The organism is Streptomyces coeruleofuscus (assembly GCF_039532725.1).
Classification (GTDB): Bacteria; Actinomycetota; Actinomycetes; order Streptomycetales; family Streptomycetaceae; genus Streptomyces; species Streptomyces coeruleofuscus.
The window spans coordinates 68,908-83,682 of record NZ_BAAASE010000010.1; the positions used below are offsets into that span (position 1 = coordinate 68,908).

The following is a 14,775-nucleotide window of genomic DNA, read 5'->3' on the forward strand; positions in this document are numbered from 1 at the left end:
TGCGGCCCCCGGGTCCGTCCCCGCTCGGCGCGGGACGGCCCCGGGCTTTCCCGCAGTCGACCCGGATCCGTCAGGATCAGGCGTGCGCGGGCACCACCAGCTCCCGGTAGTCGTCGCTCCACAGGTCCTCCTCCGCCTCCGGCAGCAGCAGCACCCGGTCCGGCCGCAGCGCGTCGACGGCGCCCTCGTCGTGCGTGACCATGACGATCGCGCCCGGGTACGTGCCCACCGCGGCCAGGACCTCGGCACGGGAGGCCGGGTCGAGGTTGTTGGTGGGCTCGTCGAGGAGCAGCACGTTCGCGCCCGAGTGCACCAGGCCCGCAAGGGCGAGCCGGGTCTTCTCGCCGCCGGAGAGGACGCCGACGCGCTTGCCGGTGTCGTCGCCGGAGAACAGGAACGCGCCCAGGACCTGGCGGACTTCGCCGTCGGCGAGGTGCGGGGCGGCACCCGCCAGATGCTCACGCACCGTCAGTTCGGGATCCAGCGTGTCCTGTTCCTGGGCGAAGTAGCCGAGGCGCAGCCCGTGCCCGTGGACCACCCGGCCGCCGTCCGGCTCGTCCTGCCCGGCGAGGATCCGCAACAGGGTCGTCTTTCCGGCGCCGTTGGGCCCGAGCACCACCAGACGGCTGCCCCGGTCGACGGCGAGGTCGACGCCCCGCAGGACGTGCTGACCGCCGTACGACCTGGTCAGGCTGACGGCGCCGAGCGGGATCCGGCCACAGGGTGCCGGCTCGGGCAGTCGGATCCTGGCCGTCTTCTCGGCGCGCCGGGCCGGTTCGAGGTCCGCGAGCATCCGGTCGGCGCGGCGGGCCATGTTCCGCGCGGCCACCGCGGTAGCCACCCGGGCCCGCATCTTGTCGGCCTGGGCGTGCAGCGCCGCCGCCTTGCGCTCGGCGTTCGCCCGCTCGCGGGTCCGACGCCGCTCGTCGGCCTCCCGCTGGGCCAGATACTCGTCCCAGCCGGTGTTGTGGACGTCGAGCGCGGCACGCCCCGGGTCCAGGTGGAAGACCCGGTTCACGGTGCCGGCCAGCAGGGACGTGTCGTGGCTGATCATCACGAGCCCGCCCTGGTGGCTGGTGAGGAACCCGCGCAGCCAGGCGACCGAGTCCGCGTCCAGATGGTTCGTCGGCTCGTCCAGCAGCAGCGTGCCGTGCCCGGCGAACAGGATGCGGGCCAGCTCGACGCGCCGTCGCTGACCACCCGACAGAGCGCTCAGCGGCCGGTCCATCAGCCCCGAAGCCAGTCCCACTCCGGCGGCGACCCGGGCGGCCTCCGCCTCGGCCGCGTATCCGCCGCGCGCCTGGAACTCGGCCTCGGCCCGCACATAGGCGTTCATCGACCGCTCCGTCCCGTCGGCCATCGCGGCCTCGGCGCGACGCAGCGCCCGTACGGCGTGGTCCAGGCCGCGCGCGGACAGGATCCGGTCGATGACGGTGACCGACTGGTCGGCCGCGCGCGAGTCCTGCGGGAGATGGCCGACGTCACCGGTGCGGGCGACGGTCCCGGCGGCGGGCCGCAGGGCGCCCGCCAGGGTGTGCAGCAGGGTCGTCTTTCCCGCGCCGTTGCGGCCGACCAGGCCGATGCGGTCGCCGGGGGAGACGTGGAAGGAGATGCCGGACAGCAGCAGACGCGCGCCCACGCGCACGTCGACGTCACGAACGGTGATCATGAGAAAACGCTCCGAACAAGCAAGAGGACACACGGGTGGCGTGGAAGTGGGTCCTCAGCTAGGAAATTCGGGGCGTAGACATGGACGTCACGGTAACGGAGGCGCCCGCCGGGCGCCTCCGGATTTCCGCGGCGGCCGGCGTTACGGCAGCTCGAAGCCGAGTGCCCGCGCGGCCTCCTCCGGTGTCGGCTGAGCCCAGCGCTCCGTCACCGCCCGGTTGGACGACAGCGAACGCGACTCGGCCCGGTCCAGGTACAGGACCCCGTCGAGATGGTCCGTCTCGTGCTGCACGATCCGCGCGGGCCAGCCCGTGAACACCTCGTCCAGCGCGCGCCCGTGCTCGTCCTGCCCGGTCAGCCGCACCTCGGCGGGCCGCGCCACCACCGCCTGCCAGCCCGGCACGCTCAGACAGCCCTCGAAGAACGCCGCCCGCGCGCCGCCGACGGGCTCGTAGGCGGGATTCACCAGCACCCGGAACGGCTGCGGCACCCGCCCGCGCGCCAGCCGCACCTCCTCCGGCACCGGCGCCGGGTCCTCGATCACCGCGATCCTCAGCGCCACACCGACCTGCGGCGCCGCCAGGCCCACCCCCGGCGCCGCGCGCATGGTGACCCGCAGGGCCTCCACGAACCGGGCCAGCAGCGCGGGCCCCAGCTGACCGTCGTACGGCTCGGCGCCGCGCCGCAGCACCGGATCGCCGGCCGTGACGATGGCCAACGGGCCGCCGCCCGCGAGGAGTTCCTCGACCCGCTCGGCCAGGGGTGCGCGATCGCCAGGAGTTCCCATCGCGTCAGGATGGCACGACACCCCCCACCCTCGTGTGTCGCACGTCACACGTGCTCGCCGGGAACTGGACGCCCCGCCGGACCGACTACTGCACCGCAACGGCCGCCGACCGCACCGCGACGGCCAAGACGACGTCCCCCGGAGAAGCCCGCCGATGACCACCGCTCCCTCGACCACCACGGACGAGGCCCCGCAACCCGCCACCCCCGCACCGTCGAAGAACGGCTGGACCCCACTGCGTCCGCTGATCCTCCGCCTGCACTTCTACGCCGGGGTGCTGGTGGCGCCGTTCCTCCTCGTCGCCGCCGTCACCGGCCTGCTGTACGCCGCCTCCTTCCAGGCCGAGAAAATCGTGTACGACCACGAGATGACCGTCCCCGCGGGCGAGCGGAAGCTGCCGGTCAGCGAGCAGGTGGCCGCCGCCCGCAAGGCCCACCCCGAGGGCACGATCTCGGCCGTACGCCCCTCGCCCGAGGCGGACGCCACGACCAGGGTGCTGCTGTCCGGTGTCCCGGGCGTCGACGAGGGACACACGCTCGCCGTGTTCGTCGACCCGTACACCGCCAAGGTGCGCGGCTCCCTCGAACAGTACGGCTCGACCGGCGCGCTGCCGCTGCGCACCTGGATCGACGAGTTCCACCGGGACCTGCACCTCGGCGAGTCCGGCCGGCTGTACAGCGAACTGGCGGCCAGCTGGCTGTGGGTGATCTCGGCGGGCGGACTCGTGCTGTGGTTCTCCCGCCGCCGCGCGCTGCGCAAGGTGCGCGGGACGAGCGGGCGGCGCCGCACCCTCGGACTGCACGGCAGCATCGGCGCGTGGGCGGCGGCCGGGTTCTTCTTCCTCTCGGCGACCGGTCTGACCTGGTCGGCCTACGCCGGGGCCAACATCGACGAGCTGCGGACCTCGCTGGATCAGGCCACCCCGTCGGTGTCGGCCTCGGCGGGCGGTGACCACGCCGGCCACGGCTCCGCCGCCGGGCAGGCGGGAGACGCCGCGCACGGGGTGGGCCTGGACAAGGTCCTGGCCGCGGCCCGGTCCGAGGGCCTGGGCGACCCGGTGGAGATCGTGCCGCCGGCGGACGCGAAGTCGGCGTACGTCGTCAAGCAGGTGCAGCGCAGCTGGCCCGAGAAGCAGGACTCCGTCGCGATCGACCCGGCCAGTGGCGAGGTCATGGACGTGGTGCGGTTCGCCGACTACCCGGTGCTCGCCAAGCTCACCCGGTGGGGCATCGACCTGCACACCGGCACCCTGTTCGGCCTGGCCAACCAGATCGCCCTGATGCTGCTCGCGCTCTGCCTGATCCTGCTGATCGTGTGGGGCTACCGCATGTGGTGGCAGCGCGGCCGCGGCACCGCCTTCGGCCGCCCGATCCCGCGCGGAGCCTGGCAGCAGGTGCCGCCACAGATCCTGGTCCCGCTGCTGGCGGGGATCGCCGTACTCGGGTATTTCCTGCCCCTGTTCGGCATCCCGCTGGCCGCCTTCCTTGCCGTCGACATCCTGCTGGGCGAGATCGCGTACCGGCGGGGACGGCGGACGTACGGAGCGGGCACGCCGGCGCAGTAGCGGCCCCCCCGCCCCCCTCGCGCGCAGGTGCCCGGCTCCACACGGAGCCGGGCACCGTCAGGTACGGACCGGTCAGCGCTCCTCGAAGTCACCCGCGAGTGCGGAGGCGATCCGCAGGTGCGACTCGGCCTCCTCGTGCCGGTTCTGCCGCTGGAGCGTGCGGCCGAGCATCAGCCGGGCGTAGTGCTCGACGGGGTCCCGCTCGACGATCGTCCGCAACTCGGCTTCCGCGCGCCCCAGTTGGGCCGAGTGGTAGTAGGAGCGCGCCAGCAGCAGCCGCGGCCCGGTCTGCTCGGGCACCTCCTCGACCAGCCCACCCAGGACCCGCGCGGCGGCGGCGTAGTCCTTGGCCTCGAAGAACATCCGCGCGCGCTCCCAGCGCTCCGCCGGTGTCCCGTGGGCGTAGTACGTGGTGTCGTAGGTCGTGTTCACTCGTGCCTCCTTCGAGGCCGACAACCGAACGGATTGGTTTAATATTCCACTACAGAGCGGACCGCTACTCGGCAAGGGCGGCCGGTCGACACGGGCGCCCGGGCGCGGCCCGAACGACGCGCGACGCGGGCCCTTCCACCGGACTAGGTTGTGAGCCATGAGCAATCTTGAGCGCGAGGCGGCTCCCTCCCTGTGCGGCGGCCGCGGCTTCGTCGTTGCCGAGCCGGTTCGCGAACTCCTCAGTCCTCGCCACGTCAAGCTGGGCGAGTCCAGCGAGGTCCGCAGGCTGCTGCCCAACCTCGGCCGCCGTATGGTCGGGGCCTGGTGCTTCGTCGACCACTACGGCCCCGACGACATCGCCGACGAACCCGGCATGCAGGTGCCGCCGCATCCCCACATGGGCCTCCAGACGGTGAGCTGGCTGCACGAGGGGGAGGTACTGCACCGCGACTCCACCGGCAGCCTCCAGACGATCCGGCCGCGTGAACTGGGCCTGATGACCTCCGGCCGGGCGATCAGCCACTCCGAGGAGAGCCCTCGCTCGCACGCCCGTTTCCTGCACGGCGCGCAGCTGTGGGTCGCCCTCCCGGACGGCCACCGCCACACCGACCCGCGCTTCGAACACCACGCCGACCTGCCGGTCGTCACGGCACCCGGCGTCAAGGCGACGCTGATCCTCGGCAACCTCGACGGCGCGACCTCGCCCGGCACGACGTACACCCCGATCGTCGGCGCCGACCTGTCCCTCACCCGAGGCGCGGACGTCCGCCTGCCCCTCGAACCGGACTTCGAGTACGCCGTCCTGTCCATGTCCGGCGAGGCCCATGTCGACGGCGTCCCGGTCCTGCCCGGCACGATGCTCTACCTCGGCTGCGGCCGCACCGAACTGCCGCTGCGGGCCGAGTCGGACGCGGGCCTGATGCTGCTGGGAGGTGAGCCGTTCGAGGAGGAACTGATCATGTTCTGGAACTGGATCGGGCGGACGCAGGAGGAGATCGAACAGGCGCGGCGGGACTGGATGGAAGGGTCGCGGTTCGGTGAGGTGAAGGGGTACGACGGTGATCCGCTAGCTGCTCCGGAGCTGCCGCCGGTGCCGTTGAAGCCGCGGGGAAGGGTGCGCTGACCTGCGGGACGCTTCTGCGTTGGTGGCCGCCGGACGGAAGGCGGTTGGGCAATTCCTGCCGCCTCCCAGCTGCCTGCCGGAAGACGCCGAACAGCCCGGCTGGCCCAGCCGGTGCGTTTGGCGGTTCCATAGTGTGGCTGTCTGTGGGCAGCTGTGGCAGGACTCTTGCTAACCCTTTGCTAACTCTACTGACGCGTCATCAGGCCGTCGGCGGCTCGTGTTCTACCTCTGCGGGGGTGGGGTAGTCATCGCCGGCTGAGTGGTCGCCGGATGGAATCCGACCTGGTGGGCGGCCGAGTCGCACCCTGGTTCAGGACCTGGCGCTCGGCCTGTCGTCTTGTAGCAGTTCGACAAGGCGTGAGTGCCGTAGTAGTGAGCGCTCTCGGTCCGGCTGCCGGTAGGGGGATGCCGTGTCGCATAGTTCCTGGCAGGTTCCTCGTCTGCTGGTGGTACGGCTCCTGCGAGCTCATGAGCTGCTGCGATGATGTCACGGTTAAGAACGAGCCGAAGATCGGCAAGTCGAAGGTGGCAGCTGGTCCGGTCTGCAGAAGGCCGTATGGCACACGCGCACACAGCTCGACTGGCTCGCGAGGGTGCCACCTCTAGAGTCTGCGTCAGCGCTCCGGTGACCCACCCATGTGCGGAAACCTGAGATCAGTCGGGAGCGCACAACGACCGACTGCGCTCGCGGCGTGGGGCGGGCGTGCGGAGAACTCAGGCCCTTCCATCCTGGACCGGGTGGGCTGCCAGGTCTCGGATCCCCAAGTCGACGAGTTGTTCGGCGAGCGCGTTGTCGAGCGGGCTGATCCCGAAGAGCAGATGCAGGTAGACCGGAGCGTAGAACAACTGGGCTGCCGCGCTCGGGTCCAGGTCCGGACGGAAGACGCCTTCCTCGATGCCCCGGCGCATCAGTTTCTCAACAGCTGCGGCACGTTCGTTCCAGAACCTGACGCGGAAGCTGGCCATGGTCTCGGAGTCGTACTGTCCTTCGGCGACAAGCTGGGCGACGAGTCTGCCCTGCGGGCCGGCGTAGTGAGTGATCAGCGACTTGAGGTGCGTCAGGAGGGCGTCGCGCACCGGTACCCCTTCGGGGATGCGGGTGTGCGCCAGGTGGTTCTCCATGAAGGCGTCGATGACGACCGCGGCCTTGCTGGGCCACCACCGGTAGATCGTCGCCTTGCTGACCTTGGCCCGCTTGGCGATCGCCTCCATGGTCAGTTTCTGCACCGTGATGGCACGCCGTCCATCACGGACGAGAAGGTCCATGGTCGCGTCGAGGATTGCACGACGGCTCGATTCGCTTCGTACAGCCACAGTAGAAATTCACCTCAGGCGCGACCGCAATCCCCATGCCAGCGCGACTGGCATGCTTGTACCAAAGGATACGACACGTATCGAATCGTTGGCGCCTATCAGGCGGTTGCTGCCGGGGGCGTCCGTGCCGACCGTCGTGGTTCGAGCGAGCCATGCAGGCGTGACCCTTCGTGCTCCTGAGCATTTCGCGCTCCACTGTTTTTCAGCCCGAACGGTTCGTATCGCCCGAGCGGAGAGTCCTGCGGCTGGTGTCACTCCGTCAGGGGTGAAGGCGTGAGTGATGAGCCGTAAGTCCAGTTCATGGGGTTTTTGTGGGTGGTGCGACTGGATCTTCGTTCCGCGAGGGGGGCCGGGTGAAAGCGCATGAGATGCGAAACGTATCGTTTCGCATGTAGTGTTGCGTTGCCTTTCGTAGGAAGGAGGGCGCCCGATGACGGTGTGCCTTCGACAGGCGGTGTTCGTTCCGCCTTCTGTCTGTGTCGTAGCTGACGAGCTGGGGATCTACGCCGATATGGGTGTGGACGTCGAGACGGTGCTCGTCGAGTCGTCGACGGATCAGAGAGACCGGTTGCTGAGCGGGAACGTCGACGTCGGCGTCACAGCCATGGACAACCTCTTGGTCTGGAACGCCGACGGCGGGGATCTTCGGATCGTCGCCCAGGTGGAGTCGACAACGCCTCTTGAGCTGGTTGCCCGGCCCTCGGTGACCGGGGTGCAGGGGCTGCGGGGTGCGGTGCTGGGCGTCGATGCCGTGAACAACGGGTTCGCTGTGGTGCTGCGTCATCTGCTCGCTCGGCGTGGTCTGTCGGCCGCCGACTACACGTTGCTGCCGGTGGGCGGGGTGCGTGAGCGGTGGGAGGCGCTGCGCGCGGGGTCGATCGATGCGACGTTGCTCGGACCGCCCCTGGATGAGCAGGCGACGGGGGAGGGCTTCGTGTCGCTGGCCTCTGTGCAGGCGGAGGTGCCGGACTTTCCCGGGCAGGGCGTGGTAGCCGGCTCAGAGGTGTTGAACGCGCACGACGACCGGCTTGTGCGGTATTTGGCGGCGTTGGAAGCCGCGCGGCAGTGGCTCCGCGAGGCGTCGCACGAGCAGGTGCTGGACCTGATGGTGCGGGGTGGTCACGGGCCGTCTTCGGCGCGGGCGGCGTTGCGGACGTGCCCGGAGTCGCTGGTTCCCGCGCGTGCGGGTCTGGAGCGGATCCTGTCGATGCGCGACGGGCTCGGCCTGCTGCCGCAACCCGTACCGGGTGCCGGGGATCTGTACGCCGATGGGCCTCTTGGCGCGGAGTTGCGGCCGTGACATCGGCCCGCACTGCCCACCTCCAACGTCTGCTGCCCCGCACAGCACACGACCGCGCGCAGAGCGGAAGGCCGGGCGGTGACGCGGGTTTCGTCACAGAGTTCTGCGGACTCGGCACCCACCACTCAAGCGCGAGATCGGAGCTCCGCTCGCGCCGGGGCGGACTCCGGGCCATCAGGAGGGCACAGCCGGGGCGGCCGGCAGGTCCGCCACAGGCCGGCGGAGTGCACAAGTAAGAGCGGTACTTCGAACAAGTACCAGAGAGAATCAGGGGAAATTTGGTGTCCCAAGACTGCGAAGTCCTGGTCGTCGGCGGTGGCCCCATCGGGGTGAAGATGCTGGCCGAGCTGGGCCATGCCGGCGTGCAGGCCGTGGGTATCGAGATGTGGCCCGAGATGTGGAAGCAGGCCCGGGCCGTGCACTTCGATGCCGAGGCGATGCGCTCCTTCCAGCCCATCGGTCTTGCGTCTCAGGTGTCCGCTGTGACAAGTCCGATGCGCCGTTACCGGATGGAGAACGAAGCCGGGGACACCCTCTTGTCCTTCGTTACCGGACAGTGGGGGCCGCAGGCGTGGCACGGCGAGAACCTGTTCCATCAGCCGGAGATCGACGCGCTGCTGCGCGCCGAGGTCGACCGGCTCCCTGGTGTGGAGCTCCGCCTCGGAACCACGCTCCTGGAGCTCGAGGAGGACGAGGAAGGCGTCCACTGCCATGTCGAGACGACCGAGGGAACGCGGCAGACGATCACGGCACGCTGGGTGGTCGCCTGCGACGGTGCCAACTCCACGGTCAGGGAGGCGCTCGGCATCCCCCTCGAGAACCTCGGCGTCGACGACCCGTGGCTCGTGGCCGATGGACACCTGCACGGGACCGCGGACATCGAGGGCGACATGGTGCTTCTGGGCCGGCACACGCGGCCCGCGCTCTGGCTCAGGTTGCCCGGCGACCGTGCGCGCATCGAGCTCAAAGTACTGCCGGGCGACGATCCGGACGAGATCATCACGCCCGAGGGGATCGCCCGGCTGAGCAAGGGCCTTCTCACACCTGAGAACTTCACCCCGGATCGTCGCTCGATCTACACCTTCCGCGCCCGCGTTGCCGAGAGGTGGCGGGTTGGCAACGTGTTCCTCGCGGGCGATGCCGCCCACCAGGCACCGCCCCTGTTCGGTCAGGGTTTGTGCGCCGGTATGCGGGACGTGACCAATCTGGTGTGGAAACTGCGGCTCGTCTCCAGCGGCAGGGCACCCGAATCCCTGCTCGACACCTACGAGTCCGAGCGCCGGCCCCACGCTTGGTACTGGGTCAACGAGGCGGCGACGATGGCCAACCTCGTGCAGACCACCGACGCTCATGTCGCTGCCAAGCGGGATGCTTATTTCCTCGCCGAGCCCGAGAAGGGCTTCCCGGAAGCCCCAGCGCTGGGGCCCGGGTTGCACACGGGGGACGTCGACGTGCACGCCGGGCGCCTGTCGATTCAGCCGCTGCTGCACGACGGGACACGTCTCGACGACGTAGTGGGGAATCGCTTCCTGCTCGCCGCCGAGCCCGATCTGCTGGCCGGGCTTCCCGTCTCCGTCCGTGCGGCCCTGGAGGACGAGCCCGAAATCACCGTGCTCACTTCGACGGAGCAGATCGGTGAGCTGCTCCATTCCGTGACCTCCCCAGCCGTTGTGGTCCGTCCCGACCGCTACGTGGTCGGGACTGCTCGGACGGCCCCAAGCCTCGAAGAGCTGCTCCGCATGCTGCCTCTCGGACTCGAGCGGGAGGCTCACCGCGAAATCACTCGGACCGAAGAGACGGCGGCCTTGAGCTGATCGTCGCGACCCCGTAATCACCCATCAACATCAATGGAGTTCGTCATGCCTGATCGTCCGATCACTCATCTGCGGCACGTGGACATCGCGGTGCAGGATTACGAGAAGCAGGTCGCTTTCTACGAGGAAAAGTGGGGGCTGACCAAGGTTGGCACCGACGGTGACGTCACGTACTTCGCTGCTGAAGGTTCGCCGGAGCAGTACGTGATCCGTGTCCGCCGCTCCCAGGACAAGCGTCTGGACCTGGTGGCCTACGGCGCCGCCGACCGTGAGACGGTGGACGCTCTGGCCGCGCGACTGGCCAGGGACGGCGTGAAGCTGGTGGGGGAGCCGGACACGCTGCAGACTCCGGGCGGCGGCTACGGCTTCCGGTTCTTCGACGTCGAGGGGCGCACCATCGAGATCTCCACGGAGGTCGCCGCCCGCACCCACCGCAAGGTCGAGGAGCGCGAGGACATTCCCGTGCGGTTGTCACACGTGGTCCTCAACTCGCCTGAACCGGAGCGACTGCAGGCCTTCTACGAGAAGTACCTGGACTTCCGGCTCACCGACACCAATGTGCATCCGAAGCTGGGCGGGATCATGTGGTTCATGCGGTGCAACCCGCAGCACCACAGCATGGCGATCGCCCGGTGTCCCCATGTGTCGCTGCACCACGCGTCGTTCGAGATGCGTGGGCTGGACGAGTACATGCGGGGCAGTGGCCGACTGATGCGCGATGGCGTCCACAAGGTGTGGGGCCCGGGCCGGCACCGCGCGGGGGACAACACGTTCACGTACTTCCACGACCCCAACGGCAACACCATGGAGTACACCACGGAGCTGGAGACGCTGGACGAGGACACCTGGCATCCCCACCTCTACAGCACCGAGGACCCGGAGACCTCGGACCAGTGGGGAACCTCCAACCCCATGAACGACTTCGTGTCCAGGGAGATGTTCAACGACCCCGACCGGGGACTGTTCATCGCACCCCCCGTATGAGACGAGGGCGGGCTGCCCATGCGTCGGCAGCCCGCCCCGCCATGACGAGTCGCCGGTCTTCCACGGCCGGTGACTCTCGACGGGATCCCCGCGCGTGCCTGGTGAGTCGGGCTGACACACGGGATCCCGCACATGAGTACCCAGACATGACCGAGCTCCCGGTCAGGCGCTCGCTCAAGCCAGCCTTCTGAGCGACGCCGCAGGCTTGGGGCCTCGGAGGACACCGAGGCCATTCCCGCCCGGCTGGTCCGCCCGCCATCACCAGAAACATGAGGACACCCATGCGCAGTACGCCCTTCTCCCTGGGAACGTTCGCCGAAGCGTCCGGCAGTCCGTTCCCCGGCATCGTCCTGGATGACAAGGTGTACGACACCCGGGCCGTTCTGCCCGAGGCCGCCACCACACGGGACCTGCTCGCTGATTGGGAGGCGGCCCTCGCAGCGCTCCAGGGTCTCGCCGACGCGCCCGTAGGCCCCGGGCTGCCGCTCGGTGACCTGCGGGTGCTGGCCCCGGTCCAGCGGCCCGGGCAGATCATCGCCGCAGGAGCCAACTATCGCGAGCACGTCATTCAGATCACGGTGGCGCACCGCCTGGGGAAGGCGGACGCCACCGAGGAGGAGCTGCGCGAGCAGGCAGCCCGGGAGATCGCCGAGCGCCGGGCGAACGGTGAGCCGTATGTCTGGATCGGCGTTCCCTCAGCCATCAGCGGCCCTTATGACGACATCGTCCTGCCCTCCATCGGTGAGAACCACGACTGGGAACTCGAGCTGGGCGTGATCATCGGCCGCGAGGCGCGAGAGGTGAGCCCTGCCGAGGCACTGGAATACGTCGCGGGCTACACCATCTGCAACGACCTCACCACGCGCAGTCTGGTGCCCCGCCCGGAGATCCCCATGATGGGCACGGACTGGATGCGGTCGAAGAACCAGCCCGGCTTCTACCCCACGGGGCCGTACGTCGTCCCGGCGCGGTTCGTGGCCGACCCGCACGATCTCGACATCACGCTGCGGCTCAACGGCAAGGTCATGCAGAAGGGCAACACGGGTGACATGGTCTTCGACATCCCCGCCCTCATCTCGTACGTCTCCCACCGGTTGGTCCTGCAGCCGGGCGACATGCTCATCACCGGCTCGCCGGAGGGCAACGGTTCCCACTACGGGCGGTTCCTGCGTGCCGGGGACGTGATGGAGAGTGAGATCTCCGGTCTCGGGTCGCAGCGCAACGTCTGCAGGTAGGCACGTTCGATTCGTCACTGCGGGACCGTCACATGGTTGAGGGGACCGCAGGGACGGTCCTGCCTACGGAGGCCCGTCGCCGGACACCCCGGCGAGGAGGCGGACTGTAGCGATTGCCGTGGGTGCCGCCGCGGTTGTCTGTCGACCGCGGCGGCACCCACGGACCACCTGATTCGGCCGGCGTCGTCCGAAGACCTGCTTCCCCCTTCGCGCCGGAACGGTGGCATGCCGGCCGCCGGGACTGCCCGGCGGTCTCAACTCCAAGGAGAATCATGTCTGTCGGTGTCAAGGCCGACTCGCTTCAACAGCACACGTCGCACAGGAGGAGAGGGGTCACCGGGCTCCTGGCCACGGCCACGGGGCTGTGCGTGGCCAATCTCTACTACGGGCAACCGCTACTCGACGCCATCGCGCGCGGGCTGCATACGTCCTCGTCCACGGCCGCACTCCTCATTACGCTGACGCAGGCGGGCTACGCGGCAGGACTGCTCCTTCTGCTGCCACTGGGTGACCTCGTCGATCGAGCGAAGTTCGTGCCGTTGATGTCGCTGACGACGGCGGTCGCCTTGGCGGTGATGGCGATCGCTCCTTCCGCCCCGCTCTTTCTGGCTGCCGCCGCCGTCGCCGGAACAGGTGCCTCGACCGCGCAGGTGCTGGTCCCGTTCGCCACCGAACTTGCGCCGGCGCATCATCGCGGCCGGGTCGTCGGCACGATGGCGATGGGGCTGCTGCTCGGCTCTGTGCTGGCCCGCACCGTGGCCGGTTACCTTGCCGATCTCGCCGGCTGGCGCACGGTCTACGGCGCTGCCGCTGTGGCCATGGGGGTGCTCGCCCTGGTCCTGCGGCTACGGATGCCGGTGGTGACGTCCTCCACGCGGATCGGCTACGGGGCGCTGCTGGCCTCCACGTTCCGAATCATCAGGCGAGAGCCGGTGCTTCGCGTGCGGATGGCGCTCGGCGGTCTCAGCTTCGCCGGGTTCTCGGTGCTGTGGACTGCCCTGACCATGCTGCTGAGCGGATCGCCTTACCACTACTCCATGGGAACCATCGGATTGTTCGGGCTGCTTGGAGTTGTAGGCAGTCTGGTGGCCCGACCGGTCGGATCACTCACCGACCGGGGACGTGGGGGTTTGCTGACCACCCTCAGTTGCCTGTTGCTCGCCCTGTCCTGGGTGGTCCTGTTCTTCGGGAACCACCACATCGCGCCGGTCATCATCGGAGCCGCGCTGTTCACTCTGGCAGTGCAAGGACTCCAGGTCGCCAACCAGAGCCGCATCTACCAGTTGGACAGCGGTGCGCTGAGCCGTGTCAACTCGGCCTACATGACCGCATACTTCATCGGCGGAGCAATGGGCTCCGGGCTCACGGGCGCGGTATATGGGCGGGGAGCCTGGACGGGGGTGTGTGTGCTCGGTCTGATCCTCGGCGTGCTGACTGTGGTGGCTTGGGCGTTCGGCAGCCGCGCCGACCGGCGGCGTCCTACGCCGGCGCACACCTGAGAGGCTCCGTACTTTCGGAGTCCAGAAACGCTCGTCGCCCGCATGTCGCGTCTCTGACCTCGCACCCGGCGAGCGAAACGCACCGAACGCGGAGCGTCTGCCCGTCGAGGTGCCGGTCTCGGCCGAGGCCGGCACTCACGAGCTCTCGGCGACGGTCACTTCGGCGAGTGCGGAGATGATCCGGCTCATCTGCTTCGCGTAGTGGCCAATGAACTCCGGTGAGCCGGGGTCCTGCTGGATGAGTTCACGGGCGAGCCGCGGGAAGGCAACCGGAGCGATCGAGGCGGCGAAGAAGACGAGGGCCACGGCTCCGACGTCGAGATCACTGCGGAATTCACCGCGCGTCTGTCGTTGACGCATGTCCTCGACGCTCTTGAACAACTCGGCGACCCGCGCGTCCTCGACGGGCGGGCGCCTGCCGGGCTCCTGGCGGGTCAGCGCGTGCACCCGCGCAGGGTTCTCACATGCCCAGTGCACGTAGCCTCGCACGGCCTCCGTGAAGCTGCGGGTCTGACCGACCCGGACGGACTCCTCGAGCCATCGCTCAGTGAGTGCCTCGTACAGCCCGAGTTTGCCTCCGAAGTAGTAGGTGATCAGGCTGTGGCTGACACCGGCCGCCTCGGCGATGCGGACGACCCGGGCCCCGTCGAATCCGTGGGCGCCGAACTCGGCGTCGGCCGCTGCGAGGATGGCGCGTCGGGTTCCTGCGCAATCGCGTTGGCGGTGCTGAGGGCGTCTCCGGCACTGTCGCTTCCCGGAAGATGCTGCGGGCTTCGGTGAACTGTTCTCGTGCGCTGCCTCAGGGGCGACCCCGCCGGCCGTCTCCTCGGCCGAGGCGAATACCCTGCCCTCCACTCCATTCACCTCCTCGTAGCTGCCGCGGCCTTGGGAGTGACCTTGCGACGCAGCAGCCGCGGACTGCACGCGGATCACGCTTCAGTCCGCTTTCGGAGCCCCCTCGGCTGCCCCCGGGGGTCGGGAGTCGACCGGCATCCGGGAGGGAGGCCACTGGGCCTGACCACTGGGCCCCTCTGCGTCGGCGTCTGCCATAGGCC

General features: G+C 69.3%; 12 protein-coding genes. 7 read left to right on the forward strand and 5 right to left on the reverse strand.

Annotation, left to right across the window (positions count from 1 at the left end; genetic code table 11):
- Window positions 1–76 precede the first annotated feature (76 nt).
- Together ABFX81_RS32635 and ABFX81_RS32640 are read right to left on the reverse strand one after the other, a co-directional pair.
- The gene (locus ABFX81_RS32635) at window positions 77–1,669 is read right to left on the reverse strand and encodes an ABC-F family ATP-binding cassette domain-containing protein (RefSeq protein ID WP_346139075.1); all 1,593 of its coding nucleotides are present in this window, start codon (window positions 1,667–1,669) and stop codon (window positions 77–79) included.
- Window positions 1,670–1,810: 141 nt separating this feature from the next.
- On the reverse strand, window positions 1,811–2,455 hold the full coding sequence (locus tag ABFX81_RS32640) for a peptide deformylase (RefSeq protein ID WP_346139076.1): 645 nt from the start codon (window positions 2,453–2,455) through the stop codon (window positions 1,811–1,813).
- 154 nt (window positions 2,456–2,609) lie between these two features.
- Here ABFX81_RS32640 and ABFX81_RS32645 point away from each other — a divergent pair, with 154 nt between their 5' ends.
- Window positions 2,610–4,019, forward strand: coding sequence for a PepSY domain-containing protein (locus ABFX81_RS32645; RefSeq protein ID WP_086854557.1), 1,410 nt, complete (start codon window positions 2,610–2,612; stop codon window positions 4,017–4,019).
- Window positions 4,020–4,091: 72 nt separating this feature from the next.
- On the opposite strand, the gene ABFX81_RS32650 is transcribed toward ABFX81_RS32645, so the two are convergent.
- Complete coding sequence (locus tag ABFX81_RS32650) at window positions 4,092–4,382, reverse strand: tetratricopeptide repeat protein (RefSeq protein WP_086854569.1); 291 nt, start codon at window positions 4,380–4,382, stop codon at window positions 4,092–4,094.
- Between the two features lie 226 nt (window positions 4,383–4,608).
- Here ABFX81_RS32650 and ABFX81_RS32655 point away from each other — a divergent pair, with 226 nt between their 5' ends.
- On the forward strand, window positions 4,609–5,574 hold the full coding sequence (locus ABFX81_RS32655) for a pirin family protein (RefSeq protein ID WP_086854558.1): 966 nt from the start codon (window positions 4,609–4,611) through the stop codon (window positions 5,572–5,574).
- Window positions 5,575–6,288: 714 nt separating this feature from the next.
- Here the strand turns inward: ABFX81_RS32655 and ABFX81_RS32660 are convergent.
- Window positions 6,289–6,888 (reverse strand): TetR/AcrR family transcriptional regulator, encoded by a 600-nt coding sequence (locus tag ABFX81_RS32660; RefSeq protein WP_346139077.1) that lies wholly within the window; start codon window positions 6,886–6,888, stop codon window positions 6,289–6,291.
- A gap of 430 nt (window positions 6,889–7,318) precedes the next feature.
- Here ABFX81_RS32660 and ABFX81_RS32665 point away from each other — a divergent pair, with 430 nt between their 5' ends.
- From ABFX81_RS32665 to ABFX81_RS32685, 5 genes are all read left to right on the forward strand, one after another.
- Entirely contained in the window at window positions 7,319–8,188 is an 870-nt protein-coding gene (locus tag ABFX81_RS32665) for an ABC transporter substrate-binding protein (protein WP_086854560.1), read from the forward strand.
- Between the two features lie 281 nt (window positions 8,189–8,469).
- Entirely contained in the window at window positions 8,470–10,002 is a 1,533-nt protein-coding gene (locus ABFX81_RS32670; RefSeq protein ID WP_346139128.1) for a bifunctional 3-(3-hydroxy-phenyl)propionate/3-hydroxycinnamic acid hydroxylase, read from the forward strand.
- Between the two features lie 45 nt (window positions 10,003–10,047).
- Window positions 10,048–10,986, forward strand: coding sequence for a VOC family protein (locus tag ABFX81_RS32675; protein ID WP_086854562.1), 939 nt, complete (start codon window positions 10,048–10,050; stop codon window positions 10,984–10,986).
- Between the two features lie 281 nt (window positions 10,987–11,267).
- Window positions 11,268–12,221, forward strand: a complete 954-nt coding sequence (locus tag ABFX81_RS32680) for a fumarylacetoacetate hydrolase family protein (RefSeq protein WP_086854563.1) — start codon at window positions 11,268–11,270, stop codon at window positions 12,219–12,221.
- Between the two features lie 272 nt (window positions 12,222–12,493).
- Window positions 12,494–13,720 (forward strand): MFS transporter, encoded by a 1,227-nt coding sequence (locus tag ABFX81_RS32685; RefSeq protein WP_086854564.1) that lies wholly within the window; start codon window positions 12,494–12,496, stop codon window positions 13,718–13,720.
- 135 nt (window positions 13,721–13,855) lie between these two features.
- Here ABFX81_RS32685 and ABFX81_RS32690 read toward each other — a convergent pair whose 3' ends face one another.
- Window positions 13,856–14,653, reverse strand: a complete 798-nt coding sequence (locus ABFX81_RS32690) for a TetR/AcrR family transcriptional regulator (RefSeq protein WP_346139078.1) — start codon at window positions 14,651–14,653, stop codon at window positions 13,856–13,858.
- Window positions 14,654–14,775 lie beyond the last annotated feature (122 nt).

Coding starts and splice junctions, on each gene's coding strand:
- ABFX81_RS32635 (WP_346139075.1), bottom strand. CDS start 1,669: ATGATCACCGTTCGTGACGTCGACGTGCGCGTGGGCGCGCGTCTGCTG.
- ABFX81_RS32640 (WP_346139076.1), bottom strand. CDS start 2,455: ATGGGAACTCCTGGCGATCGCGCACCCCTGGCCGAGCGGGTCGAGGAA.
- ABFX81_RS32665 (WP_086854560.1), top strand. CDS start 7,319: ATGACGGTGTGCCTTCGACAGGCGGTGTTCGTTCCGCCTTCTGTCTGT.
- ABFX81_RS32645 (WP_086854557.1), top strand. CDS start 2,610: ATGACCACCGCTCCCTCGACCACCACGGACGAGGCCCCGCAACCCGCC.
- ABFX81_RS32650 (WP_086854569.1), bottom strand. CDS start 4,382: ATGTTCTTCGAGGCCAAGGACTACGCCGCCGCCGCGCGGGTCCTGGGT.
- ABFX81_RS32685 (WP_086854564.1), top strand. CDS start 12,494: ATGTCTGTCGGTGTCAAGGCCGACTCGCTTCAACAGCACACGTCGCAC.
- ABFX81_RS32675 (WP_086854562.1), top strand. CDS start 10,048: ATGCCTGATCGTCCGATCACTCATCTGCGGCACGTGGACATCGCGGTG.
- ABFX81_RS32680 (WP_086854563.1), top strand. CDS start 11,268: ATGCGCAGTACGCCCTTCTCCCTGGGAACGTTCGCCGAAGCGTCCGGC.
- ABFX81_RS32655 (WP_086854558.1), top strand. CDS start 4,609: ATGAGCAATCTTGAGCGCGAGGCGGCTCCCTCCCTGTGCGGCGGCCGC.